Consider the following 25,938-nt stretch of genomic DNA (forward strand, 5'->3'; position numbering starts at 1 on the left):
CCCTAGCGGGCTGGCAGTCTGGCCAGCTGGCGGTCATGCCAGGTGGCCAAGAGGCTGATCGCCAGGCCGGCGCCGAGCAGGGCCATGAACATGTCGGATTGGGTGTCCCAGACATCGCCCTGGGTGCCGAGAAATTCATCGGCGCCCTGGCCCATCCACAGCGCGGCAGCCCATTCGATCATTTCGTAGACGGCACTGATCGCCAGCGCGATACAGACGCAGAGGAAGGCGGTCATCCGCCGGCCATTGACGTGGGCGCCGCGGATCAGGATTTCGCGGGCGGCCAGGGCCGGGACGAAACCCTGCATGAAGTGCCCGATCTTGTCGTAGGGATTGCGTGCCGTGCCAAGCAGGTCCTGCAGCCAGAAGCCGAACGGGACGCGGGCGTAGGTGTAGGCGCCACCGCCGATCAGGACCAGGGCATGGGCGGCGATCAGCACCGTCAGTAGCGTGGTCAGCGGGTAGCTGCGACGCGTGGCGACCAGCAGGGGCAGGGCGATCAGCACCGGGGCGACTTCCATGAGCCAGGTCAGGCGGTCGAAGGGGGCGAGGCCGGAGACGATCAGCGCCGCGACGATGAGCCCGGCGAGTGCGGCGTTGAGCGTATCCCGGCTGTCCATCTCAGCCTTCGTTGCGGATCAGGGCGAGCAGTTCCTCGCCGTAATGTTCGATCTTGGCGCTGCCCATGCCGGTGATGCCGGCCAGCAGGCCATGGCTGACCGGGCGCACTTCGGCCAGTTCGCGCAGGGTCTTGTCGTGCAGGATGACGTAGGCCGGCACCCCCTGTTCGCGGGCGGTATCGCCGCGCCATTTGCGTAGCAACTGGAACAGCGCTTCGTCGGCCGGCGCCAGGTCGCTGACCACGGTGCTGCTGCTGCGCGACGGCGTCGCCTTGCGTTTGGCCGGCCGGCGCAATTGGACCTGGCGTTGGCCTTTGAGGACTTCGCGCGCGGCGTCGGTCAGTTGCAGGGCGCCGTGCTCGGCCATGTCGACATGGACCAGGCCGGCGGCGGCCAGCTGGCGGAAGACGCTCTTCCAGGCGTGGTCGTCGAGTTCCGAACCGACGCCGAAGGTCGGCAACTGGTCGTGGTTCCACTGCTTGACCTTGTCGGTCGCCTTGCCGCGCAGGAGGTCGGTCAGGTGGCTGACGCCGAAGCGCATGCCGGTACGGAAGATGGCCGACAGCGCTTTCTGCGCGGCCAGCGTGCCGTCCCACAGTTCCGGCGGGTCCTGGCAGACGTCGCAATTGCCGCAGGTCTGGCGTTCCTCGCCGAAATAATTCAACAGCACCTGGCGCCGGCAGCGCGGCGCTTCGCAATAGGCGAGCAGGGCGGTCAGGCGTTGCGACTCGAGGATCTTCTGGCCCTCGCCGGCGCCCGATTCGGCGATCCGCGAATGCTGCAGCGCGACGTCCTGCATGCCATAGGCCATCCAGGCTTCGGAGGGCTCGCCGTCACGGCCGGCGCGGCCGGTTTCCTGGTAGTAGGCCTCGATGCTCTTCGGCAGGTCGAGGTGGGCGACGAAGCGGACGTCCGGCTTGTCGATGCCCATGCCGAAGGCGATCGTAGCGCACATGACCAGGCCTTCCTCGCGCAGGAAGCGACGCTGGTTGGCGGCGCGCTCCGGGGCGGGCAGGCCGGCATGGTAGGGCAGGGCCGGATAGCCCTGGGCCGACAGCCACTCGGCCGTTTCCTCGACCTTCTTGCGCGACAGGCAATAGACGATGCCGGCCTGGCCCTTGCGGCCGGCCAGGAAGCCGAGCAACTGCTTCTTGGCATTGTCCTTTTCGACCACGGTGTAGCGGATGTTCGGGCGGTCGAAGCTGGACAGGAAAACGCGGGCTTCGCCGAGGCCGAGCCGGGTCAGGATTTCGTTGCGCGTCGCCTGGTCGGCGGTGGCGGTCAGCGCGATGCGCGGCACTTGCGGGTAGCGCTGATGCAGAGCGCTGAGCTGCAGGTATTCCGGGCGGAAATCATGGCCCCATTGCGAGACGCAGTGCGCCTCATCGATCGCGAACAGGGCGAGCTTGCCGGCTTCGGACAGGGCGTCGAGCATGGCCAGCGTGCGATCGAGCAGCAGGCGTTCGGGGGCGATATAGACGAGGTCGAGATTGCCGCTGAAGATGGCCTGCTCGACCGCCTGGGCTTCGCGCCAGTCGAGCGTCGAATTCAGGCAGGCGGCCTTGACGCCGAGTTGGATCATCGCGTCCACCTGGTCCTGCATCAGCGCGATCAGCGGCGAGACGACGACAGCACAGCCCGGGCGAAGCAGGGCGGGAATCTGATAGCAGAGGCTCTTGCCGCCGCCGGTCGGCATCAGCACCAGGGCATCGCCGCCGCCGGCGACGTGGCCGATGATCTCGGCCTGGGCACCGCGGAAGGCGGGATAGCCGAAGATATCGCGCAGCAGGCCGAGGGCCTTGGTGTCGGTCGTCACGGGTTCAGGCCTGTGCTTCGGGCAGGATGGCTTCGCGATAGAGCACGTCGCCGTCCCAGACCAGGGCTTCGCCGCGGTCTTCGTGCCAGTCGGCGAGCACCCAGCGTTCGACGTGGATGCCGTCGACGATGTGGTCGTGCCGGGCCGGCCGGTGGGTATGGCCGTGGATGAAGGTGGCGTAGCCGTGTTCGCGCAGGAATTCGTCGGTGGCGACCAGTTCGAGGTCGCTGTAGGGATCGTCCTTGCCGCGCTGACTGGCCTCGCTGACTTCGCGCATGTGGGTGGCGATGGCCCGGCGTTCGGCCAGCGGCTTGGCGAGCAGGGCGGCCTGCCACTCGGGATTGCGGACTTGGGCACGGAAGGCCATGTAGGCGGTGTCGTCAAGACACAGCGCGTCGCCGTGCGCGAGCACGAACTGCCATTCCGGTGTGGACAGGACGTAGGGATCGCCGATCAGCTTGACGCCGCTTGCCGCAGCAAAGCCGGGGCCAAGCAGGAAGTCGCGGTTGCCGTGCTGGAGGCTGATGCGCAGGCCGGCATCGGACGCGGCGCGCAGTGCGGCGACGATGCCGGCGTGGTAGGGCTCGTCGATATCGTCATCGCCAACCCAGGCTTCGAACAGATCGCCGAGGATGAACAGTTCCTCCGCCTCCCGGGCGCGCCCGGCGAGAAAGCCAAGGAACAAACAAGTCGCCCCGGGTGACCGGGGCGACAGGTGCAGATCGGAAATGAACAGGATCAAACGATTTCGGCCTTCTCGATGATCACGTCCTCGGCCGGCACGTCCTGATGGAAGCCCTTGTTGCCGGTCTTGACGGCGCGGATCTTGTCGACGACGTCCATGCCTTCGACCACTTCGCCGAACACGCAATAGCCCCAGCCCTGGCCGGACGGCGACTTGAAGTCGAGGAAGTCGTTGTCGACGGTGTTGATGAAGAACTGGGCAGTGGCCGAGTGCGGGTCATTGGTGCGGGCCATGGCGATGCTGCCGCGCTTGTTCTTCAGGCCGTTGGCGGCCTCGTTCTCGATCGGGGCCTGGCACGGCTTCTGGTTCATGCCCGGCTCCATGCCGCCACCCTGGATCATGAAGTTCTTGATGACGCGGTGGAAAATGGTGTTGTCGTAATGGCCGGCCTCGACGTAGGCGAGAAAGTTGGCGACCGTCTTCGGGGCCTTCTCGGCGTCTAGGTTCAGAGTGATGACACCGTGGTTGGTGGTGAGCTTGATCATGGGGGAGTCCTTATTTTTCGGAAATGATTTTGACGCTCTGGATGACCACGGGGGTCGTCGGAACGTCTTGGTAATAGCCAGCGTTGCCGGTCGGCACCTTGGCAATCTTGTCGACCACGTCCATGCCCTGGGTCACCTTGCCGAAGACGGTGTAGCCCCAGCCGCGCGGATCGGCGGAGGTGCGGTGGTTCAGGAAGTCGTTGTCCTTGAGGTTGATGAAGAACTGGACGCGGGCCGAATGCGGATCTTGGGTGCGCGCCATGGCGACGGTGCCGCGGTCGTTCTCCATGCCGTTGGTGGCTTCGTTCTGCAGGGCCGGGGTCAGTACCTTCTTCTCTTCCATGGCCGTGCTGAAACCGCCACCCTGGATCATGAAGCCGTTGATCACGCGATGGAAAATGGTCGACTCATAAAAGCCGTGCTTGGCGTTGTAGAGGAAGATCTCGACGGTCTTCGGTGCCTTCTCTGGGAACAGTTCCAGCGTGATCTTGCCCAGGTTGGTCGTCATTTCGACGGTCGGGGCGGCCCACACGGCCAGCGACGCCAGCAGGCCGGCGGCCAGGGCGGAGATATTTTTCAGCATCAGGCACTTCCTTCGTAAATGATTTTCCACTTGCCATCTTCACGCAGCCAGTACTGGCGCTTCTTCATCTGATTGTTCAGATTGTTGCTGCGGTAGTCCTGGTCGAAGGTGACGACGACGATTTCTTCCTTGCCGGGATTGCGGAATACGGACAGGTTGTCGAGCTTGACCTTGATCCATTCCTTGCTGGCGTTGAGTTGTTTCTTCTGGGTCGCGAACGCTTCGTAATCCTGGTCGCTGGACTTGAAGCGCTTCGAGTAATGCTTCAGGTAGCGCTCGGCGTTCCGGCTTTCCCAGTCGGTGCGCCAGGTGTCGATCGCGTGGTTCAGTTCGTCACGCTCCTTGACCCAGTCGTCAAGCGACAGCCATTCGACGGAGTTGCTGATGATCACGGGAGTCAGGCCGACCTGCAGGTTCTTGGCGACGGCGTCGAGATCCTGGTTGGTCAGCACGACGCAGCCATCCGAGGCGTTCGGTGGTCGGGCGAAGGTGTCCGACGGCGTGCCGTGCAGCCAGATGCCGCTACCACCGCGCCCTTGCTGGCGGTCCCATTCGTTCGGGTAGTTGATCGGGAAGGCGCCGCTGCCGTAGAGGTCGGTCAGCTTCTGGCGGGGCAGGTTGGCGGTCACGTGATAGACGCCGACCGGAGTTTTCTTGTCGCCTTCGACCAGCTTTTCGGCACCCAGCTTGCCGTGGGTGATGTAGTAGTCGGCAACGAAGCGCGGCCGGCCGCCATGAGACTTGTCGTTTTCATAGACATAGAGGCGCGAGCGCTTGGTGTCGACGACGATGGCGAAGCGCTGGTCGGGCTGCATCTGCAGCAGGTAGCGCGGCACGAAGCTGGCTTCCGGCTTTTCGCGGTAGCCCTTGAGGCGGACGATAGCCTCCGCCCTCAGGTCGGCGACCTTGTCTGCCGGTGCGTCGCTGAGCGCCCCGAAAGTCTGGATCGGATGGGCGCGGGCGAGCAGCAGGTCGCCCTTGATCAGGTTGGCCAAGCGGTAATTCGGGTGTTGGCGAAGCAAGTTCTCAGTCAGTTGCAGCGCATTGTGCAGTCGATTTTCTTCAATTTCCTTGAAGATCCCGGCTAGTTGGGCTTCCGGACCAGAATCCGAAGTCGTTGCCGGGAGCAGGCCATTGGCCTTGGTCGAGATTTCGGCCGGCAGCGAAAGCGTCGATGACAAGGTCAGCGACGGGTGCGGTGAGATATCTTCCGGCTTCGAGGACTGCCACTGATAGACCAGAAAGCCGCCGACCAGGCAGCTCGCCAGTCCGAGAATGAGGTACTTGCGGCTTGCCATCAGCGCGCGTTTTCTTCCTTGATAAGCCATTTGTTATTGGAGCGGACCAGAACCAGCGTCTTGAGCGTCGAACTGCTCAGACCGGGCGCCGTGTAGTGTTGGCGGAACTTAGCCGTGGCCTTGTCGCCATTGATCGCAATCTGGGGCTCGTCAACGGTCACCGAAATCTTGCCCGCCTTGCCGGCGATGCGGTCTTCGCGCTCGGTTTCCCAGGCCTTGCGGCTGATGCCCTTGGGGGTGTTGAAATCGGAGGCATAGGCGGCCAGGTAGGCCTTCATGTCCTTGCGCGACCAGGCGCTGGCCCAGGCCGAGATGGCCTTGGCGACGTCGTCGCTGGCGCCATCCGCTTTGGCGGGCGCAGGCGTTGGTGCTGCGGCCGGCGTCGGCTTGGCTTCGGCGATCTTGGCCGGGGCGGTCGAGGCGGCGCCCGGCGTCGAGGTGACGACGCTGGCAGTCGGGGCGACGACCGGTTTGACGGTGGCGGCCGGGGCGGCGGCGACCGGAGCGGGTGCCGGTGGGGGCGGCTTGACGTTACCCTTGCCGGAAGTGGTGATCAGATCGCGAATCAGGGCCAGCTTGTTCTGGGTGGCGGCGTTGGAATTGTCCAGTTGCAGCGCCTTGTCGTAGGCCTGGCTGGCCAGCTTGGCATAGACGTCACCGAGGTTTTCGTAGGCGATGGCGTAGGAGGGATGAGTCCTTATGGCCATTTCGAGCGCCGTGCGCGCCTTGTCGTATTGTTTCTGCTGGGCGTAGAGCACGGCCAGGTTGTTATAGGGCTCGGGCAGCTCCGGGTAGTCTTCGGAGAGCTTGGTGAAGACGGCGATGGCCTCGGCCGGCTTGTTCATTTCGGTGAAAATCAGACCCTTCAGGAAGCGGCCCTGGGCATCCTTGGGGCGGCTGCTCAGGTAGGCATCTACCTTTTCCAGCGCCTGCGGGTACTGGCCCTGCTTGATCAGGCGCTGGACTTCCGGCAGGTTGTCGGCAAACGCTGGCACGGCGAAGCCGATGGCCAGGCCGATAGCCAGTGCACGCAGCGTCTTGAGCTGCTGAAAACGGGGCTGGGACAGGGATTTGATGGTCATCGCTATGCTATAATTTTCGAGGTTGTACAATCCTTCGATTCTACCAAAAACGCCGGTGATTCCATAGGTTTAAGCGTTCCGGCGACGCCACGGATTCATTCCCGCATGCTCAAAATCTACAATTCCCTGAAGCGCGAAAAGCAGGTTTTCGCCCCGATCGAAGCCAACAAGGTTCGCATGTATGTCTGCGGGATGACGGTGTACGACTACTGCCACCTCGGTCATGCCCGGGTGATGGTCGTTTTCGACATGGTCTATCGCTGGCTGAAGGCCTCCGGGTACGACGTGACCTATGTCCGCAACATCACCGACATCGACGATAAGATCATCCGGCGCGCCGCGGAAAATGGCGAAACGATCCAGCAACTGACCAATCGTTTCATCGCCTACATGCACGAGGACGCCGATGCGCTGGGCGTGCTTCGCCCGGATCACGAGCCGCGGGCGACCGAATACGTGCCGGAAATGCTCGATCTGATCGGCAAGCTGGAGAGCAATGGCCTGGCCTACCACGCCGCCGACGGCGACGTGAATTACGCGGTGCGCAAGTTCGATGGCTACGGCAAGCTGTCCGGCAAGTCGCTCGACGACCTGCGGGCCGGTGAGCGGGTCGAGGTCGATTCGGCCAAGCAGGATCCGCTCGATTTCGTGCTCTGGAAACATGCCAAGCCGGGCGAGCCGGCTTGGGAATCGCCGTGGGGCGAGGGCCGTCCGGGCTGGCACATCGAATGTTCGGCGATGAGTTCGAAGCTGCTCGGCCAGCATTTCGACATCCATGGTGGCGGCCAGGACCTGCAGTTCCCGCACCACGAGAATGAAATCGCCCAGTCCGAAGGCGCCAACTGCTGCACCTTCGTCAATTACTGGATGCACAACGGTTTCGTCCGCGTCGACAACGAGAAGATGTCGAAGTCGCTGGGCAATTTCTTCACCATTCGCACCGTGCTCGAACAATACGACGCCGAGGTGATCCGCTTCTTCATCCTGCGGGCCCATTACCGCAGCGCGCTGAACTACTCGGATGCCCACCTCGACGATGCCAAGCGCAGCCTCGATGGTCTTTATTTCGCGCTGCGCGATGTGCCGCCGGCCAAGATCGCTATCGACTGGAACAATGATTTCGCCGCCCGTTTCGCAGCCGCGCTGAATGAGGATTTCGATTCGCATGGTGCGATTGCCGTGCTCTTCGAACTGGCCGGCGAAGTGAACCGCCAGCGTAGTGCCGAACTGTCTGGTCTGCTCAAGGCGCTGGGCGGCGTGATCGGCTTGCTCGAACGCGAACCGATGGCCTACCTGCGCGCCAATGCGGGAAATGGCGGGGGGCTGGACGAGGCGGTCATCGAGCAGTTGATCGCTGACCGTGCCGCAGCCAAGAAAGCCAGAAATTTTGCCGAGGCCGATCGCATTCGCGACGAACTGAAGGCCGGCGGCATCGTGCTCGACGACAGTGCCCAGGGAACTAGCTGGCGTCGGGCCTGATTCCTGATGACCAAAATGAAAACGGCCCGCGCAGGGCCGTTTTTTCATGGGACGCCGGGGTTTAGCGTAGTACCTTGCCGCCCGGACCAATGACGGTTAGTTCGACGAAACGCGAGCCGACTCGGCTGGCTGGCGTGTAGTTGACGCGGTAGCCACCGAAGTCGACGCCGCCCATGCTTTCCAGGGCGCTGACCAGCTTGTCGCGGCTGAGATCCTTGCCGGCGCGCTTCAGGCCTTCGACCATGGTCCGGGCCATCAGGTAGGCTTCCATGCCGTAGTACGAGTAGCTGCCCGGCTTGGCGACCAGCTTCTGGTATTCGCGGACGGCCGGTGCCGAATCGTTCCAGGGATAAGGTGCGACTTGGGAAATACCGATGCCGCGCGCTTCGGGGCCGAGTTCCTGGACCAATTGCTCGGTGCCGACCGGCGACAGGGTCATGAACATCGGGTTCTGTCCGGATTTCTTCATGGCCTTGACGAAGGCGGCGGTCGGCTTGTACAGCGTGACCATGATCACCGCCTGCGGATTGGCCTTGGCGATCGGTTCCAGCGCTTTGCTGACATCGACGGAGTTGCGTTCGACGGTGCCGACCGCCGATGGTGCTAGGTTGTGCTTCTTCAGGGCCGTCGTGATGCCTTCCAGACCCGATTTTCCGAAGCCGTCATTTTGGTAAAACACGGCAATGCTTTTCAGGCCGAGCGAGACCAGTTGATTGACGATGGTGTCCGTTTCGTCGGCGTAGCTGGCGCGGACATTGAACATGTAGCGCGAATTCGGGTTGCCGGAGATTGGCTCACGCAACGTCGCGGCGCCAGAGATGGTGCCGACCAGTGGCACCTTGGCTGGGCCGAAGACGGTATTCATGGCTTCGGTCGTCGGGCTCGAGCCGTAGTAGGAGAGGAGCGCGAAGGCGTTTTTCTCCTTGAGCAGGGTCTTGGTGTTGGCCACCGTGCGCTCGGTTTCGTAACCGTCATCGAGGGCGACCAATTCGAGTTTGCGGCCGTTGACCCCGCCGTTCTTGTTCAGCTGCTCGAAATAGTTCTGGATCGTCTGGCGCATGTCCAGGCCATAAGCGGCATTCGGGCCGGAGAAAGGGGCTGACATGCCAATGGTGATCGAAGTATCGGTGACGCCGGGATCAGCCGCACAATTGAGTGCTGAAAAGGCAAGTGTTCCGATTGCGGCGAGCCGCTTCAGGCGTTGCATTGGTAGTCTCCCCAATCATGATTATTCGATGATTCTAGCAGTCGAATGAAGCTTGGGGGCGGCTTGATCATACTTTAGTGATAGATCGTTAGGGGCCTGTCAGCGGGGGGGGCTGCCGAAATAAAACAATCCCGGTCAGGCAATGACTATTGCCTGACCGGGATTGCCGGGATGGAATCGATGGCCGGGTTCAGGCAATCGATTCGCCAAGGATTAATTCACTTTGTTGCTTTAAGCGGAGGTGTCTGCCTCACTCGCCGAAGAAATCCTTGACCTTGTCCATCCACGACTTGGCGCGGGGATTGTGTTTCGCGCCACTGTCGCGGCTGGATTCCTCCAGTTCGCGCAGCAATTCCTTCTGGCGGTCGGTCAGGTTGATCGGCGTCTCCACCACAACATGGCACATCAGGTCGCCATGGGTGTGGCTACGGACGCCCTTGATACCCTTGCCACGCAGGCGGAAAACCCGTCCCGACTGAGTTTCGCCGGGGATCTTGATGCCGGCGGCACCATCCAGCGTCGGAATCTCGATTTCGCCACCGAGGGCGGCCGTGGTGAAGGAAATCGGCATTTCGCAATGCAGGTCGTTGTGGTCGCGGGTGAATACCGCATGCGGCTTGAGGTGAATCTGGACGTAGAGGTCGCCCGGCGGGCCACCATTGACGCCATGTTCGCCTTCGCCGGCCAGCCGGATGCGATCGCCCTCGTCGACCCCAGCCGGAATCTTCACCGCCAGCGTCTTGTGTTGCTTGATGCGCCCCGCACCGCCGCAGCTCTTGCAGGGATCGGCAATGAAGCGACCGGTGCCGTGACACTTGTGGCAGGTCTGCTGGATCGAGAAAAAGCCCTGTTGCAGGCGGACCTGGCCGGAACCGTTACAGGTCGGGCAGGTTTTCGGCTGGGTGCCGGCCTTGGCGCCGGTGCCATGACACGGTTCGCAGACTTCCATGGTCGGAATGCGAATCTTGGTTTCCGTACCGTGAGCCGCCTGTTCGAGCGTGATTTCCAGGTTATAGCGCAGGTCGGCGCCGCGGTAGATATTGGAGCGGCCTCCACCACCGCCGCCACCGGCGCGGCCGCCGAAGATCTCGTCGAATATGCCGCCGAAGGCGTCGGAGAACCCGCCGCCGCCAAAACCGCCACCGCCCATGCCGGACTGCGGATCGATGCCGGCGTGGCCGTACTGGTCGTAGGCAGCGCGTTTCTGGCCGTCCGACAGGATCTCGTAGGCTTCCTTGGCTTCCTTGAATTTCTCCTCGGCCGCCGGATTGTCCGGGTTGCGGTCGGGGTGGTGCTTCATGGCCAGCTTGCGATAGGCCTTCTTGATTTCGTCTTCGCTGGCGTCGCGATTGACGCCGAGAATTTCGTAAAAGTCGCGTTTTGACATGTTTCCTACCCGTCAAGTGACAAAGGCACCGTGCCTCCGGGGAGTTCCCGGCGGCGCGGTGCCATAAGGCATGGTCAGATTATTTCTTGTCCTTGACCTCGGTGAACTCGGCATCCACCACGTCGCCTTCGTCCTTCTTGGCTTGCTGCTCGCCTCCCGGTGCGGCACCGCCAGCGGCGCCTTCAGCCTGCTGCTGGGCATACATCTTTTCACCCAGTTTCTGGGCAGCGGCGGCCAAGGCTTCGGTCTTGGCGGTGATGACTTCCTTGTCACCCTCGCGCAGCACGTCCTCGACATCCTTGATGGCGGCTTCGATGGTGGCCTTTTCGGCCGCATCGAGCTTGTCGCCATATTCGGTCAGCGATTTCTTGACCATGTGCACCATGCCGTCGGCTTGGTTGCGGGCATCGGCCAGTTCGTGCACCTTCTTGTCGTCTTCTGCGTGCAGTTCGGCATCCTTGACCATGGCCTGGATTTCGGCTTCGGACAAACCGGAGTTGGCCTTGATGGTGATCTTGTTTTCCTTGCCGGTCGCCTTGTCCTTGGCAGTCACGTGCATGATGCCGTTGGCGTCGATGTCGAAGATGACTTCGATCTGCGGCATGCCGCGCGGCGACGGCGGGATGCCTTCCAGGTTGAACTGACCGAGGCTCTTGTTGCCGGAAGCGACTTCCCGCTCACCCTGCAGGACGTGGATGGTCACGGCGGACTGGTTGTCGTCGGCGGTCGAGAAGACTTGGCTGGCCTTGGTCGGGATCGTCGTGTTCTTCTGGATCAGCTTGGTCATGATGCCGCCCAGGGTTTCAATGCCGAGCGAGAGCGGGGTGACGTCGAGCAGGAGCACGTCCTTGACTTCGCCCTGCAGCACGCCGCCCTGAATGGCAGCGCCGACGGCGACCGCTTCATCCGGATTGACGTCCTTGCGCGGCTCCTTGCCGAAGATTTCCTTGACCTTCTCCTGGACCTTGGGCATGCGCGACTGGCCGCCGACCAGGATGATGTCGTCGATGTCGCTGATCTTGCAGCCGGCATCCTTCAGCGCGGTGACGCAAGGCGCCATGGTGCGCTCGATCAGTTCATCGACCAGCGATTCGAACTTGGCACGGGTGATCTTCAGTGCCAGGTGCTTCGGGCCGGAAGCGTCGGCGGTGATGTAGGGCAGGTTGATTTCGGTCTGCTGGCTGGAAGACAGTTCGATCTTGGCCTTTTCGGCGGCTTCCTTGAGGCGCTGCAGGGCCAGCACGTCAGCCTTCAGATTGACGCCGGATTCCTTCTTGAACTCGTCGATGATGTAGTCGATCAGGCGCTGGTCGAAGTCTTCGCCACCGAGGAAGGTGTCGCCGTTGGTGGCCAGCACTTCGAACTGCTTTTCGCCATCGACATCGGCGATTTCGATGATCGAGATGTCGAAGGTGCCGCCGCCGAGGTCATAGACGGCGATCTTGCGATCCTTGCCCGGGGCCTTGTCCATGCCGAAGGCAAGGGCGGCTGCGGTCGGTTCGTTGATGATGCGCTTGACTTCGAGGCCGGCGATGCGGCCGGCGTCCTTGGTGGCCTGGCGCTGGCTGTCGTTGAAGTAGGCCGGCACGGTGATGACGGCTTCGGTGACTTCTTCGCCGAGGTAGTCTTCGGCGGTTTTCTTCATCTTGCGCAGTACTTCGGCGGACACCTGTGGCGGGGCGATCTTCTTGTCGCGCACCTGGACCCAGGCGTCGCCGTTGTCGGCCTTGACGATCTTGTAGGGCATCAGGGAGATGTCCTTCTGGACTTCCTTCTCCTCGAAGCGACGGCCGATCAGACGCTTGACGGCGTACAGCGTGTTCATCGGGTTGGTCACGGCCTGGCGCTTGGCCGGGGCGCCGGAAAGAATCTCGCCATCTTCGGCGTAACCGATAACGGACGGCGTGGTGCGCGCGCCTTCGGAGTTTTCGATGACCTTCGGCTGGCCGCCTTCCATGATGGCGACGCAGCTGTTGGTGGTGCCCAGGTCAATACCAATGATCTTGCCCATGTTATTTCCTTTACTGAATGCGAATGAATTTGTGATGTTCAGGAGTTGGGGGCGGCGCCCCGAATTTCAAGACTTCGGCTTGGCGACCATGACCAGGGCAGGGCGCAGTGTGCGCTCGGCGATCAGGTAGCCCTTCTGCAACACGGTGACGACAGTGTTGGCTTCCTGCTCCGAATCCACCATGCCGATCGCCTGATGCTTGTGCGGATCGAATTTTTCGCCGAGCGGATTGACTTCGACCAGGGCGTTCTTTTCGAAGGCGGACACCAACTGCTTCAGCGTCAGTTCGACGCCGGACTTGAAGCTGTCGACGGTTTGTTCCGGCACTGCCAGGGCTGCTTCCAGGCTGTCCTTGACGGCCAGCAGTTCGCCGGCGAATTTCTCGACCGCAAACTTGTGGGCTTTGGAAATGTCATCCTGGGCACGGCGGCGGATATTTTCGCCTTCGGCCTTGGCGCGCAGCCAGGCGTCGTAGTGTTCGGCGGCCTTCAGCTCGAGGGAGCGGAACTGTTCCTCAATGCTGGGCAGTGTGTCGGTGTGCTCTTCAGCTACTGCTTCGGCAACGGGTTCGGTGATAGCTTCGGTTCCCAGCAAAGGATCCTGGGGGGGTTCGGGGTTGGACATAGGCGCGTTCTCCAAAAAAACTGCTTTATTACTTTGGGGGTGTTTATCCGGTTTCAAGAGGCCTGGCGAAAATTCTTGGCCCTCAAAACGCATGCGGCCCCGGGCTGCTGCGTGCTACGATAATTCGATGAGTTTCTCCAGCCGTTCATGATGGAAACAATTGGCAAATATCGAGTAATCCGAGAACTGGGCAAGGGGGCGACCGCCACGGTCTACCTCTGCGACGATCCGGATGCCAGCCGTCAGGTCGCCGTCAAGGTGATCCGTTTCGGGCAGGATTGCGCCGCTATGTCGCGACGCATGCGCAAGTTGTTCCAGAACGAAGGCATGGTTTCGAAGCGGCTGGATCATCCGAACATCGTGCGGGTCTATGACGCCGTGGTCGAAGATGAGTTCGCCTATCTCGCCATGGAGTACGTCGACGGGTTCGGCCTCGAGCAGCACTGCCGGATCGACAAGCTGCTGCCTATGCACCGGGTGATCGGTATCATCTTCAAGTGCTGCATGGCGCTCGACAGCGCTTACCGGCAGGGCATCATCCACCGCGACATCAAGCCGGCCAACATCATGGTGGCGGCCAACGACGAGGCGAAGATCGCCGATTTCGGCCTTGCCCTGAACATGAACAAGGATCTCGACCGCGACTCGACCTTCATCATGGGGGTTGGCTCGCCGGCCTACATGTCGCCCGAACAGATCAAGGGTTATCCGCTCAACCAGAAGACTGATCTGTATTCACTTGGTGTCGTGCTCTTTCAGCTATTGACCGGCCGCCTGCCGTTCCGGGCCGCCAACCAGGCAACGTTGGTCTACCGCATCATCAATACCGACGCCCCGGCGGTTACCGCGCTCAACCCGAATCTGCCGGAAGGGCTGAACGCCATCATCCGGCGGGCGCTGGAAAAAGATTTGTACAGTCGCTACCGGAATGGCGCCGAGTTCGCCAAAGACCTCTCGGCGGTGCGCTATCAGATCCTCGAAGAGGACGAGACGGCGCAGGATACCCGGCACTTCGAGTTGCTGCGCAAGCTCGATTTTTTTACCGAGTTCGAGAATATCGAGCTCTGGGAGGTCTTGCGGGTTGCGGTCTGGCGCGAGGTTTCGCCCAATGTCGCAGTCATTTGCGAAGGCGACCGCAACAAGTTGTTCGGGATCATCATTACCGGTTGTGTCGAGGTCTCCATCGACGGCAAGGCGCTATGTCGCCTTGGGCCCGGCGAACCGATCGGTGAGGTGGCTTTCATGCATCCGACCAGCGATCAACGTCACGCCACTGTGGTCACGCTAGAGCCAACACTGTTCCTGGAAATCAATGCTGCCGCCCTGGCACTGTCGTCGGAGGAGTTGCTGGAGCGCATGCGCAATGTATTGTTGGCGCGGCTGATCCGCCGCCTGCGGGAGGTCAACAAGATTGCCGCGGCTCTTGGGCAGCCGGCGGTTCAGATGGCTAGCGGCTCGCTGAGCGGATATACGCGTTCCCGCCCAGGGGGCGGTCTCGACCTCGAACTGACGCCGATGTGAAAACCGCCTCGTTCAGAGGCGGTTTTGGTTTTGCCGTCAGCGATCCAGCTAGACCTTGAAGCGGCCAACCATGGCCGCGAGGCCTTCGGCCAGGCGTTTCAGGTCGTGTGCCGCGCCGGCCGTCTGTTCAACGGTGCCGGTGTTGTCGCGCGCCATGCCGGCAATCGCTTCGATACTGGCCTCGACCTTGACCGAGACGCGGCGTTGTTGCTCGGTGGCCGAGGCGATGCTGTCCAGGCCATGATCGACTTCGGTGACCGAGCCGTTGGTTGCCAGCAGCACGCTTGATACCGTCGCCACGGCTGACTGGCTGCTTTCCAGGTGATGCAGGCCGGCTTCGATGCTGCGCCGGACGGCTACCGACTGAGCGCTCAGATTGGCGGTAATGGCATCGATCTCGCTTGCCGAACGGGAGGATTTCTCGGCCAGTTTGCGCACTTCGTCGGCGACCACGGCGAAACCACGACCCTGCTCGCCGGCCCGGGCGGCCTCGATGGCGGCATTGAGGGCGAGCAGGTTGGTCTGCTCGGCAATATCCTTGACCTCGCGGGTCATCTGGGTGATCGCATCGGTGTTGCGGACAAAGTCGTTGACCGAGGTCGCCATTTCCTTGACGGCGTGCTCGACGACGTCCATTTCGCCGAGCAGCAGCGTGAGATTACGGCTACCCTCGTTGGCTCGGGCCAGGCTTTCCTGCGACTGGTGTTGAACGTTTTCGGCACTATGCGCAATCGATGTAATGCTGGCCGCCAGTTCCTCGACCGCGGTGGCCGCTTCGATCGACTTTTCGTTCTGCAGGTGCGAGCTCTGCGAGACGCGGTCGGCGATGTCGGAGAGCGCCGCAACCCGGGACGAAACCTGGCTGGCGGAGTCGCGTACCTGGCGCACAAGTTGGTTGAAGTTTTCCATCATTTCGTTGAAGACCAGCGCTGACTGGCCGACTTCGTCCTGCCCCTTGATCGGCAGTCGGCGCGTCAGGTCGCCTTCGCCGCTCGCGATGTCGCGCAGTCCCTTGCGCAGCTCTTCGAGGGGGGCGGTTACAAAGTGATGGGTCAGCAGATAGATGATGACCAGCAGAGCGCCTAGCGCCGCAATTGCGACGCCGCCGATTTTCAGGCGGAAGGCGGAAACCTCGGCTTCCACGGAGTCGAGGGAAACCTTCATGCTGACGACACCGAGTACCGTACCCTCTGGAACTTGATGGCACATGATGCAGTCTTTGCCGAGGTAGTTCTTGGATGCCTTGGTCGGATTGATCACCTGCAGGTAGGAGCTGTCGCTGCTCGTCTCGACCTTCATGTAAGACTGTCCGCTGCTCATCACCTGCTGTTCGAGCGGCGTCAACTGGCGGCCACCCTTGGTGTCCGGCCCGAATATCTTGACGACGGCGTCGCTGCGTGCGACATGCAGATCCTTGATGATCGACAGTTGCTTGATCTGGTCGAGAAAGACCTCGCGCTGGCCGACGGTGCCGGTCAGCATCATGCCGGTCAGGCCGGCCATGGTCATTTCGTGGATGCTTTGCGAGAAGTCCTGCGCCTGGCGGATGGCCGTATCCCGATTAACTTGGGATGTCCAGATGATGGCTCCTGCCCAGATGACGGCCAGAATCAGCCAGATGGCGGCGGTCAAGCGCACCCAGATTTTCAAATCGGCAAAGCGCGGCATTTCATCTCCCTAGTAGCTGCCGCCGATGGTTGTTATTAGGCGGTCAGGTCAATTTGTTGAATTGTGCCAGCCGCGCCGTCTTCCTGCAAAAATATACCGGATGAGCGGATCTGTCCGAGAAGCCCATTGTCATTGGCTTTGAGGTCGAATGGCGTATTGATGCTGCTCAGCGCGATGGCACCGACGCCAGCTGCGGCCAGCGACTGGAGCTTGTCCTGACCACTATCGCGGGTCCAGATCTGAAGTTTGTTGAAGGCGGCATCGTTTTCGTCGATCCAGCCATTATGGTCGTCGTCGAGTTTTGCCAGTTCGCCGAAACCGTTGTTGGTACTCGGCCCGAACAGTTCGCTACCGTTATTGACCTTGCCATCCTGATTGCGGTCGAAGACCAGGAAGCCACTGCCGGGGGCGACGAAGTTGATCTGCTCCTTGTCACCGTCCGAATTCAGGTCGAAGGCAAAGCGCTGTTCGGTTAGCTGGGCGGCGGTGCCGGAAAAGTTGAGGACCAGCGGGTCAGTCTTGCGTGCCGCATCGCCAACACGCAGGCTGACGTTGCTTTCCTCGTAGTAGGAGCGCGACATCGACAGTTCGAGTGAGAAGCTGATTTCTCGACCATCCGCCGTCCTGACCGTACCGCTTGCCGAAAAACTGGTTTGTTCGATTTCGGTGTAGGACTCGTGATAGTCGTACTCGATGCCATAACCAGCGGCGGCAGGAGTGCTCTGTGCCGCAACCTGGCTGGTACTGGCGGATGCCTGGTCAATGCGCGCCTGCAGTTCCGTCGCGTCAAAAACCTTGATCTCTTTGCCGAAGAAATACGCCAGCATGGAGCGGATCAGCATTGTCTTCGGATCGCCGTCCACTGCTGCATCCTGGGCTTCCTTGATCGAATCCGCCGATTGCGCCGCCCGGCCGGCATCGGAAATGCTGACCCGGTCGCCCGCCGAACCTCGGCCGCGGAATGCCTCGTCGGCAAAGTCGGGGCGCTGCTGGCCGACCCACATCTTCAGCGATTCCTTGACCTCATGGCGTTGCAGACTGGCGTGCGTGGAGGCCATGTCGAGATTGGCACTGGCGATTTTCATGGTGGCCTCCGCGTAAGGCGTTTTGACGCCTTGTTAACGGCTGGTCACCAGCAAAGTTAAATTTATTTTAGATGTGGCTGGATCCAGCGCTTGAGCGTGCCGAGGTCGAGTGCACCGCTTTGCCGGGCGATTTCCCGGCCATCCTTGAAAATGGCCAGGGTCGGAATGCTGCGGATATTGAAACGGGCAGCCAATTGCTGTTCCGCTTCGGTATCGAGCTTGGCCAGCCTGACCCGCGGCTCGAGATCGATGGCCGCCTGGTGGAAATTGGGCGCCATCGTTCGGCAGGGGCCGCACCACGGCGCCCAGAAATCGACGACCACCGGCAGGTCGTTGCGCCCGATCTGGCGTTCGAAATTGGCGGCCGTCAGTTCCAGCGGTTCGCCGACGAACAGCGCCTGACTGCATTGCCCACACTTCGGGCTTTCATTCAAACGGGCATTGGGCAGGCGGTTGACTGCATTGCAGTGCGGACAGACGACGTGCAGGCTTTCACTCATGGCGAACCCCAAATATTAGGTTGTTCTGATGTTTGTGCTGCCGGCGGAATTTCAAGTCCGGGCGCCCCATTTCAAGGCTTCCCGCACCGTAAGCTCAAGTGCGTTGGGGTCGGCGGGCGTCCGGGTCGGCCAGCCGGCCAAGTGGCTTTCGACCATATCGGCCAGCGCCTTGATCCAGGCATCGTCCTCGTTGAGCGCCGGGATGTAGTGATATTCCTTGCCGCCGGCTGTCAGAAAGTCGTCGCGGCCTTCCTGGGCGATTTCCTCGAGTGTTTCCAGACAGTCGGCGACGAAGCCCGGGCAGATCACGTCGACCCGCCGAACCCTCTTCTTCCCCCATTCATGCAGCGTCGGGGCGGTATAGGGCTGCAGCCATTCGGCCTTGCCGAAGCGCGACTGGAAACAGATCTGGTAGCGGTCGGCGCCGAGATTCAGGCGCTCGGCCAGCAGGCGGCCGGTCTTGTGGCATTCGCAGAAATAGGGGTCGCCGAGGTCCAGGCTGCGCTTGGGTAGGCCGTGGAAGCTGATCAACAGGCGGTCGTCGTTGCCCAGTGCGCCGACTTTCTGCCAGTGCCGGCGCACCGATTGTTCGAGCGCGGCCAGGTAGCCATCGTCGTCGTGGAAATTGCGGACGAAGCGCATTTCCGGCTGGTTGCGCAATTGCAGCAGCCATTTGGCCGCTTCATCGACGACGGTGGCGGTGGTACTCGACGAGTAGTGCGGGTACATCGGCACAAGCAGGATGCGGCTGGCGCCGGCGGCCTTCAGGCGCCCGAGTACCTCCGGGACCGAGGGCGAACCGTAGCGCATCGCTAAGGTCACGGTGACCTGATGACCACGCTGGCCAAGCAACCCCTTGAGCAGCTTCGCCTGGCGTTCGGTATGGACGCGCAGCGGCGAACCTTCGGGCAGCCATACGCTGGCGTACTTGGCGGCCGATTTCTTGGGGCGGACGTTGAGGATGATGCCGTTGAGGATCAGCCACCAGATCGGCTTGGGAATCTCGACGACGCGCGGATCGGATAGAAATTCACGCAGATAGCGCTTCAGGGCCGGTGCAGTCGGTGCCTCCGGGGTGCCCAGGTTGACCAGCACGATGGCGGTGGACGAGGGTGTGCCATGCCGGTACGGCGGTTCGGGCAGAAAGCGGGGCATTTATTTTTCCGGGTTGTAGGAGAGGGCGCTGGACAGCAGGCGGGCGGTGATGTCGACAATCGGGATCACCCGTTCATAGGCCATGCGGGTCGGTCCGATGACGCCGACCGAACCGACGATCTGGCCATCGACAGAATAGGGGGCGGTAATGACGCTGCATTCGTCGAGGGTGGCGATGCCGGATTCGCCGCCGATGAAGATGCGCACCCCCTCGGCCCGGTGGGAAACGTCGAGCAGGCCCATCAGGCTCGAGCGTTGCTCAAAGAGATCGAACAGTTCGCGCAGGCGTTTCATGTTCGACGACAGTTCTTCGACGTCGAGCAGGTTCCGTTCGCCGGAAATCACATAGGGCGTCGCATTTTCGGTCAGTGCGGCATCGCCAGCGGCCAGTGCCTGTTCCATTAGCGGTTTGATGTCTTCGCGCAGCTGCATGATTTCGCTGGCCAGGCGCTGCCGTATCTGCTCGAAATCGAGGCCGGCAAAATTCTGCGTCAGATAATTCGCGGCGCTGACCAGTTCGGAGGGCGAGTAGGCCTTGTCGGTATTCAGGATGCGGTTCTGCACATCGCCATCGGTGGTGACGATAATCAGCAGGATGCGCTTTTCCGACAGGCTGAGAAATTCGATCTGGCGAATGCGACTGCTTGCCCGGCGCGGCGCGATGACGACGCCGGCGAAGTGAGTCAGGCTGGATAGCAGTTGCGAGGCGCTGGAAATGATCTGGTTCGACGGCCGACCTTGCAAGGCCTCTTCCATGGCACCCATCTGGCGGGCTTCGAGCGTTTGCACGGTGAGCAGGCTGTCGACGAACAGCCGATAGCCGCGCGCCGTCGGGATGCGCCCGGCCGAGGTGTGCGGGCTGGCGACAAAGCCGGCTTCCTCGAGATCGGCCATCACGTTGCGGATGGTGGCCGGCGACAGATCGAGGCCGGAAAACTTGGACAGGGCACGCGAGCCGACCGGCTGACCATCCGCGATGTAATGTTCAACCAGCGCTTTGAGAAGGGTGCGTGAGCGTTCGTCCAGCATGGCAGGGCATTGTACAAAAATCCGCGGGCGGCGCGGCAACGCAATTTTTATGCAAGAATTCGGGACATGAACAGAGGCTTCGCTTCCCATCGCTCACCGAAGACCATCGCCCTGGTCGGCAAATACCATAGCCCGGAAATTGCCGAGTCCTTGCGTCGTCTGGCCGAATACCTGCACGAGCGGGGTATTTCGGTCTTCATCGAACGGGAGACCGCCGAGCATATCGGGCGCATCGTCGATCTGGCGCGCTGGGTGACCTGCGGCTTCAACGACATCGGGGCTCATGCCGATCTCGCCATCGTGCTCGGTGGCGACGGCACCATGCTCAACGCGGCGCGCCGTCTGGCCCGCTATTGCGTGCCGCTGGTCGGGGTCAATCAGGGGCGGCTCGGCTTCATGACCGACATTGCCCGCGACGACATGCTGACCTGCATGGACGATCTGCTCGATGGCCGTTTCATCGAGGAAACGCGGATGCTGCTCTCGGCCGAGGTGCTTCGCGACGGCAAGGAAATCGCCACCAATCTGGCGCTCAACGATGTCGTCGTCGACAAGGGGGCGATCGGCCGGATGATCGAGTTCGAACTCTTCATCGACGGCGAATTCATCTACAACCTTCGTTCGGACGGCCTGATCGTCTCGACGCCGACCGGGTCTACCGCCTACTCGATGTCGGCCGGTGGCCCGATTACGCATCCGACCCTGGGCGGTATCGGGCTCGTGCCGCTCTGCCCGCATGCCCTGACCAACCGGCCGATCATCGTCAATGACAGCGCCGACATCGAACTGCGCATCGCCAATGCCGACGACCCGCGCGTGCACTTCGACGGCCAGGTGACGCTCGACCTCGAGCGCGACGATTGCGTCCGCCTGCGCCGTTCCGAATACGCCATCTGCTTCCTGCATCCGCCGGGTTACAGCTATTTCGCCATGCTCCGCCAGAAGCTCCAGTGGAGTGAACGGCCCAAAGGTCCCTGATGTTGCGTCACCTGACCATCCGCGATTTCGTCATTGTCGACCGGCTGGAGCTGGAGTTTGCCACCGGTTTCGGCGCCCTGACCGGGGAAACCGGTGCCGGCAAGTCGATCCTGATTGATGCCTTGGCCCTGGCCCTCGGCGAGCGGGCCGATGCCGGCGTCGTGCGTTCTGGCTGCGACAAGGCGGAAGTTGCGGCCACCTTCGAGGTCGCCGCCCTGCCGCAGGTCGGCGAATGGTTGGCCGCCAACGATCTCGAAGGCGACGGCGAATTGCTGCTGCGCCGCGTGGTCGATGCCGGCGGTCGTTCGCGGGCCTATATCAACGGCTCACCGGCGACGGTTCAGCAATTACGCGAAGTCAGCGACTGGCTGGTCGATATCCACGGCCAGCATGCCCATCAATCCTTGCTGCGCGCCGATGCCCAGCGCCAATTGCTCGACGCCCATGCCGGCCTTGGCGGGCAGGCTGCTCAGGTGGCGGCGGCCTTCCGCGCCTGGCGGGAGGTCGAGGCTTTGTTGCGTACGGCCAGCGAAGGCGCGGATGCGCTGGTGCGCGAGCGTGAACAGCTGGAATGGCAGGTCCGCGAGCTGGAAACGCTGGCCTTCTCGGCCGACGAATGGGCCGGGCTGGAAGTCGAGCATCGTCGTTTAGGACATGCCACCAGTTTGATCGAGGGGGCGCAGTTCGCGCTGGCCGTGCTGGCCGACGACGACGCGGCCTGCGAGCGGCAGATCGATAGCGTTGGCGCACGGCTCGATTCGCTGTCCGAGTACGATCCGGCCTTGCAGGAAGTCGCGGCGCTGGTGCAATCGGTGCAGGCCGAACTCTCCGAAGCGGTATCGACGCTGCGCCGCTATACCGACCGGGTAGACCTCGATCCGGCGCGCCTCGGTGAAATCGACCGCCGGATGGAAGCTGTGCTCGGCGCCGCCCGCAAGTATCGGATGCAGCCGGACGGCTTGCCTGAACTGCTCAAAGGCTGGCAGCAACGGCTGGCGGTGCTCGATGCCTCGACCGATCTGGCCGCCCTCGAAACCCGGGTTGCCGCCGCCCGCGACGATTACATGACTAAGGCGCAGGCGCTTTCGGCCGGGCGTCGACAGACGGCAGAGGCGATGGGCCTGGCGGTCAGCGAAATCATGCGCCAGTTGGCGCTGTCCTCCGGGCGCTTCGAAATCGCCCTGCTGCCCGCCGAGAATGGTGCCGTCTACGGCCTGGAGCAGGTCGAATTCCGTATTGCTGGCCTGGCCGGCAACGAGGCCAAGCCGCTGTCCAAGGTCGCCTCCGGCGGCGAATTGTCGCGGATCAGCCTGGCCATCCAGGTGCTGACCTCGCGCTCGGCCAGCGTACCGACGCTGATCTTCGACGAAGTGGATGTCGGCATCGGCGGTGGTGTTGCCGAAATCGTCGGTCGCCTGCTCAACGAACTGGGAAGCGAACGCCAGGTGTTGTGCGTGACGCATTTGCCGCAAGTGGCGGCGCAGGCCGACTGGCAGTGGCAGGTCAGCAAGGCGACGCGCGATGGTGCGACGCTGAGCTCGATCCGGCCGCTCGATCAGGATGGCCGTGTCCGGGAAGTTGCTCGCATGCTGGGCGGCGTCGATATCACCGAGATAACCCTGCAGCATGCCGGCGAGTTGCTGGGGTCAAGAAGCAAAAAAGTCAAAAATCAGGCGTCCAGCCCACTATAGTCAGAGCGGGCTTCCATTGTTGACGGGTCATGATCGGGGCGGTCGGCAGCAACTCCTCTGTTTCTTATTCCGCGGCGCAGAGCAATGCTTTGACGCCCGAGCAGCAGCGCCAGGTCGCGGCGCTCCGGGTAACCGATCGCCAGGTCAAATCGCACGAGCAGGCCCACATGGCGGCCGGAGCGGGACTGGTTCGGGGCGGTAGTTACGAGTATCAGTCCGGGCCCGACAACAAGCGCTATGCCGTTGCCGGCGAGGTTTCGATCGATGTTTCGCCGGGCCGAACGCCGGATGAAACGATCGCCAGGGCCCAGCAGATCAGGGCCGCCGCGCTGGCGCCGGCCGATCCGTCAACGCAGGACCGGCGGGTTGCGGCTACGGCCGGGCAGATGGAAATGCAGGCGCGCGCTGAAATGGCGCAGCAGCCCGATGATGTGTCGGCGAGCGAGGAGCCGGTCAACAGTGCAATTGCCGCCTACCGACAGATAGCCGCGGCACAACCGGGATCAAGCAGTTTTCAGGCGCAGGCCTAAAGCAGGCGGGAAAGTGCGTAGGCTGCCAGCGCCAGGAAGAACAGGCCGCTGATGCGATGAATCCAGAGCAGCGGCAGCTTGTGCAAGAACTTGCGGCCGGCCATGACGCCGAGGATCGAAGTGCAACTCAGGGCCAGCGTGGCGCCCAGCCAGACGGCAGCCATTTCGGTCGTGCTGCCCATGCCAGCTACCGCAATCTGCGTCTTGTCACCAAATTCGGCCAGGAAAATCAGCAGGAAGGTCGTGGCGAAAATGCCGTGGCCGGGCTTTTCCTCGACATCTTCGTCCTCGTCTTCTTCCTGGTAGCGCAAGGCACTGACGCCGAAAACGGCAAACAGCAGCGCCACGGCCACCGTCACTACCCACTCTGGTAGCCAGGCGGCGACTGCGGCTCCGAACAAGACGGCCAGCAGATTGAGAACGGCAAAAGCGGCAATGGCGCCGAGTACGACCGGCAAACCGCGATGACGGGCGGCCAGCGTCATGCAGACGAGCTGGCTCTTGTCACCGAATTCGGCCAGGGCAATCAGCAAAAAAGTGGCACCTGCCGAGGAGAACCAGTTCCCCAGCGCCACGGAAGTTAGATTAGACATCGAAAAACAGCGGCTCAGACTTTGCGGTCCGGGTTGTCGCGATGCGGGCAATCTGTCTTCAGGCACTGGGCGTAGAGATAGAGCGCGTGATCCTGAATGGCGAAACCACGTTCCTTGGCGATGGCATTCTGTCGCTTTTCGATTTCTGGATCGTAGAACTCCTCGACCCGGCCGCAGTCGATGCAGACCAAGTGGTCGTGGTGCTTGCCGCGGTTGATCTCGAATACCGCCTTGCCCGATTCGAAGAAATGGCGTTCAAGCAGTCCGGCCTGTTCGAACTGGGTGAGCACGCGATAGACGGTGGCTAGGCCGATATCCATGTGTTCCGCGATCAGCATGCGATAGACGTCTTCGGCAGTCATGTGCCGGAGGGTGCTCTTCTCGAAAAGCTCAAGAATTTTCAGGCGCGGAAAGGTGGCTTTCAGGCCCATGTTCTTGAGGCTTTGGGGGTCGCTCATATGCTGTAATTCCAGGGAGTGTTGGCGCAGGCCGATTGGGGATTTCGGGTATGATATACCGCTTCAAAGCCGTTTGAGAAACTCCGGAATCCCGCATGCTCCGCACCCGCCCATTGTTTTTTGCAGCCATTTTTACGCTGCTGGCCGCTTGTTCGACCAAGCCGAGCTTCATTAACGAATACAAGATCGATGTCCAGCAGGGCAATGTGCTGAGCCAGGAAATGGTGGCTCAACTCAAACCCGGCCAAACGCGTGACCAGGTGCGTTTTCTGCTCGGTACGCCGCTGATTGCGGATATGTTTCATCTGCAGCGCTGGGACTACGTCTATCGCTACCAGAATGGCCGGACTGGCCAGGTTGAGGTCCGCAGGTTTGCTGTTTTCTTCAATTCCGACGGCCGCCTGGAGCGCGTGAACGGGGATGTTGCGGTCGCCGATACCGGCGAATTGAACATGCCGACCGCCAGAAGCCGTCTGGTCGACCTCGGGACCTTGTCGGGCGAGGCGGCCGACAAGCCGCTGCCGCCGCGCGAGGAACCGGGTTACTTCCGCCGTTTCATGGACATGTTGGGGTTTTAGGCTATGAGCAAGACACGCATTGGCATCGTCGGTGCCAGCGGCCGCATGGGTCGCATGTTGATCGAGGCTGTGCTCAAGGATGAGCAGGTCGTGCTCGGGGGGGCTTTTGATCAGCCGGGTAGCCCGGCGATCGGCAAATCCGCCGGCGAACTGGTTGGTCTGGCCGCAGATGTTTTGGTTTCCGATGATCTGGTCGGCGGACTGAAAGGAATCGACTGCCTGATCGACTTCACGCGCCCGCAGGGAACCTTGCACCATCTCGAGCTCTGCCGCCAGGCCGGGGTCGGCATCATCATCGGGACCACCGGTTTCGAGGCGGAGGGCAAAGCAGCGATCACCGCCGCCGCCCAGGATATTCCCGTCGTCTTCGCGCCGAACATGGCGGTCGGCGTCAATCTGGTCTTCAAGCTGCTCGATACCGCAGCCCGCATCCTGAATCAGGGTTACGACATCGAAATCGTCGAGGCCCACCATCGCATGAAGATCGACGCGCCGTCCGGGACGGCCCTGCGCATGGGCGAGGTGGTGGCCAACGCCCTGGAGCGCGACCTCAAGGAATGCGCGGTCTATGGCCGCGAAGGCGTGACCGGTGAACGCGACCCGTCGACCATCGGTTTTGCCACGGTCCGGGGCGGTGATATCGTCGGCGACCACACCGTGATGTTCTGCGGCCTCGGTGAACGCGTCGAAGTGACCCACAAGGCGAGCAGCCGGATGCCTTACGCCCTGGGTAGCCTGCGCGCAGCCCGCTTCATCGCCGGTCGCCAGAGCGGTCTGTTCGACATGCAGGACGTCCTCGGCCTGCGCTAGAGGCC

At 62.0% G+C, this 25,938-nt stretch carries 25 protein-coding genes; 7 read left to right on the forward strand and 18 right to left on the reverse strand.

Going from position 1 to position 25,938, the window contains the following annotated elements; genetic code table 11:
• Positions 1–2 precede the first annotated feature (2 nt).
• The 7 genes from NQE15_RS08590 to NQE15_RS08620 are packed head-to-tail and all read right to left on the reverse strand — an operon-like array spanning position 3 to position 6,629.
• Positions 3–620, reverse strand: coding sequence for a DUF2238 domain-containing protein (locus NQE15_RS08590; RefSeq protein ID WP_265948473.1), 618 nt, complete (start codon positions 618–620; stop codon positions 3–5).
• Position 621: 1 nt separating this feature from the next.
• Positions 622–2,436 carry a DNA helicase RecQ gene (recQ, locus tag NQE15_RS08595; protein WP_265948475.1) on the reverse strand — a complete coding sequence of 605 codons (1,815 nt, stop codon included), beginning with the start codon at positions 2,434–2,436 and terminating at the stop codon, positions 622–624.
• Positions 2,437–2,440: 4 nt separating this feature from the next.
• Positions 2,441–3,121 carry a UDP-2,3-diacylglucosamine diphosphatase gene (locus NQE15_RS08600; protein ID WP_416336513.1) on the reverse strand — a complete coding sequence of 227 codons (681 nt, stop codon included), beginning with the start codon at positions 3,119–3,121 and terminating at the stop codon, positions 2,441–2,443.
• 53 nt (positions 3,122–3,174) lie between these two features.
• Positions 3,175–3,666: a peptidylprolyl isomerase gene (locus NQE15_RS08605; protein WP_265948481.1), complete on the reverse strand. Its 492-nt coding sequence runs from the start codon at positions 3,664–3,666 to the stop codon at positions 3,175–3,177.
• Between the two features lie 10 nt (positions 3,667–3,676).
• Positions 3,677–4,249 carry a peptidylprolyl isomerase gene (locus NQE15_RS08610; protein WP_265948484.1) on the reverse strand — a complete coding sequence of 191 codons (573 nt, stop codon included), beginning with the start codon at positions 4,247–4,249 and terminating at the stop codon, positions 3,677–3,679.
• Positions 4,249–5,547, reverse strand: a complete 1,299-nt coding sequence (locus NQE15_RS08615; RefSeq protein ID WP_265948487.1) for a L,D-transpeptidase family protein — start codon at positions 5,545–5,547, stop codon at positions 4,249–4,251. The genes NQE15_RS08610 and NQE15_RS08615 overlap by 1 nt, the downstream gene beginning before the upstream one ends.
• A complete protein-coding gene (locus NQE15_RS08620; RefSeq protein WP_265948490.1) occupies positions 5,547–6,629 on the reverse strand; it encodes a tetratricopeptide repeat protein in 1,083 nt (360 codons plus the stop codon). Before NQE15_RS08620 ends, NQE15_RS08615 begins: the two co-directional genes overlap by 1 nt.
• Positions 6,630–6,734: 105 nt before the next feature.
• Between NQE15_RS08620 and cysS the strand changes: the two genes are divergently transcribed.
• The gene (gene cysS, locus NQE15_RS08625) at positions 6,735–8,108 is read left to right on the forward strand and encodes a cysteine--tRNA ligase (protein ID WP_265948493.1); all 1,374 of its coding nucleotides are present in this window, start codon (positions 6,735–6,737) and stop codon (positions 8,106–8,108) included.
• 61 nt (positions 8,109–8,169) lie between these two features.
• Here the strand turns inward: cysS and NQE15_RS08630 are convergent, their stop codons facing one another.
• From NQE15_RS08630 to grpE, 4 genes are all read right to left on the reverse strand, one after another.
• Entirely contained in the window at positions 8,170–9,315 is a 1,146-nt protein-coding gene (locus NQE15_RS08630) for an ABC transporter substrate-binding protein (RefSeq protein WP_265948497.1), read from the reverse strand.
• A gap of 250 nt (positions 9,316–9,565) precedes the next feature.
• On the reverse strand, positions 9,566–10,702 hold the full coding sequence (gene dnaJ / locus NQE15_RS08635; RefSeq protein WP_265948500.1) for a molecular chaperone DnaJ: 1,137 nt from the start codon (positions 10,700–10,702) through the stop codon (positions 9,566–9,568).
• Positions 10,703–10,781: 79 nt separating this feature from the next.
• Complete coding sequence (gene dnaK / locus NQE15_RS08640) at positions 10,782–12,713, reverse strand: molecular chaperone DnaK (RefSeq protein ID WP_416336514.1); 1,932 nt, start codon at positions 12,711–12,713, stop codon at positions 10,782–10,784.
• 66 nt (positions 12,714–12,779) lie between these two features.
• A complete protein-coding gene (gene grpE, locus NQE15_RS08645; protein ID WP_265948503.1) occupies positions 12,780–13,337 on the reverse strand; it encodes a nucleotide exchange factor GrpE in 558 nt (185 codons plus the stop codon).
• 150 nt (positions 13,338–13,487) lie between these two features.
• On the opposite strand from grpE, the gene NQE15_RS08650 reads away from it, so the two are divergent.
• Positions 13,488–14,858, forward strand: a complete 1,371-nt coding sequence (locus NQE15_RS08650; RefSeq protein WP_265950198.1) for a protein kinase domain-containing protein — start codon at positions 13,488–13,490, stop codon at positions 14,856–14,858.
• A 48-nt stretch (positions 14,859–14,906) separates the two neighbouring features.
• On the opposite strand, the gene NQE15_RS08655 is transcribed toward NQE15_RS08650, so the two are convergent.
• From NQE15_RS08655 to hrcA, 5 genes are all read right to left on the reverse strand, one after another.
• Entirely contained in the window at positions 14,907–16,526 is a 1,620-nt protein-coding gene (locus tag NQE15_RS08655; RefSeq protein ID WP_265948505.1) for a methyl-accepting chemotaxis protein, read from the reverse strand.
• 35 nt (positions 16,527–16,561) lie between these two features.
• Positions 16,562–17,611, reverse strand: coding sequence for a VCBS repeat-containing protein (locus NQE15_RS08660; protein WP_265948508.1), 1,050 nt, complete (start codon positions 17,609–17,611; stop codon positions 16,562–16,564).
• A gap of 62 nt (positions 17,612–17,673) precedes the next feature.
• Entirely contained in the window at positions 17,674–18,111 is a 438-nt protein-coding gene (gene trxC, locus NQE15_RS08665) for a thioredoxin TrxC (protein ID WP_265948510.1), read from the reverse strand.
• Between the two features lie 51 nt (positions 18,112–18,162).
• On the reverse strand, positions 18,163–19,266 hold the full coding sequence (gene hemH, locus NQE15_RS08670; RefSeq protein WP_265948512.1) for a ferrochelatase: 1,104 nt from the start codon (positions 19,264–19,266) through the stop codon (positions 18,163–18,165).
• Positions 19,267–20,295, reverse strand: coding sequence for a heat-inducible transcriptional repressor HrcA (gene hrcA, locus NQE15_RS08675; protein ID WP_265948515.1), 1,029 nt, complete (start codon positions 20,293–20,295; stop codon positions 19,267–19,269).
• Between the two features lie 66 nt (positions 20,296–20,361).
• On the opposite strand from hrcA, the gene NQE15_RS08680 reads away from it, so the two are divergent.
• From NQE15_RS08680 to NQE15_RS08690, 3 genes are read left to right on the forward strand one after another with little or no spacing between them, the layout of a single operon-like run.
• Entirely contained in the window at positions 20,362–21,273 is a 912-nt protein-coding gene (locus tag NQE15_RS08680; RefSeq protein WP_265948517.1) for an NAD kinase, read from the forward strand.
• Positions 21,273–22,964, forward strand: coding sequence for a DNA repair protein RecN (gene recN / locus NQE15_RS08685; RefSeq protein ID WP_265948518.1), 1,692 nt, complete (start codon positions 21,273–21,275; stop codon positions 22,962–22,964). Before NQE15_RS08680 ends, recN begins: the two co-directional genes overlap by 1 nt.
• Positions 22,965–22,993: 29 nt before the next feature.
• The gene (locus NQE15_RS08690; RefSeq protein ID WP_265948520.1) at positions 22,994–23,494 is read left to right on the forward strand and encodes a putative metalloprotease CJM1_0395 family protein; all 501 of its coding nucleotides are present in this window, start codon (positions 22,994–22,996) and stop codon (positions 23,492–23,494) included.
• Here NQE15_RS08690 and NQE15_RS08695 read toward each other — a convergent pair.
• Together NQE15_RS08695 and fur are read right to left on the reverse strand one after the other, a co-directional pair.
• A complete protein-coding gene (locus tag NQE15_RS08695) occupies positions 23,491–24,087 on the reverse strand; it encodes a TMEM165/GDT1 family protein (RefSeq protein ID WP_265948523.1) in 597 nt (198 codons plus the stop codon). The two genes, NQE15_RS08690 and NQE15_RS08695, sit on opposite strands and share 4 nt — an antisense overlap.
• A 14-nt stretch (positions 24,088–24,101) precedes the next feature.
• Positions 24,102–24,545, reverse strand: coding sequence for a ferric iron uptake transcriptional regulator (gene fur / locus NQE15_RS08700; RefSeq protein WP_265948524.1), 444 nt, complete (start codon positions 24,543–24,545; stop codon positions 24,102–24,104).
• Positions 24,546–24,640: 95 nt separating this feature from the next.
• On the opposite strand from fur, the gene NQE15_RS08705 reads away from it, so the two are divergent.
• Positions 24,641–25,123, forward strand: a complete 483-nt coding sequence (locus NQE15_RS08705; protein WP_265948526.1) for an outer membrane protein assembly factor BamE — start codon at positions 24,641–24,643, stop codon at positions 25,121–25,123.
• A 3-nt stretch (positions 25,124–25,126) separates the two neighbouring features.
• Entirely contained in the window at positions 25,127–25,933 is an 807-nt protein-coding gene (dapB, locus tag NQE15_RS08710; RefSeq protein WP_265948528.1) for a 4-hydroxy-tetrahydrodipicolinate reductase, read from the forward strand.
• Positions 25,934–25,938: the final 5 nt, after the last annotated feature.

Source organism: Dechloromonas sp. A34 (genome assembly GCF_026261605.1).
In the GTDB taxonomy this organism is placed as follows: Bacteria; Pseudomonadota; Gammaproteobacteria; order Burkholderiales; family Rhodocyclaceae; genus Azonexus.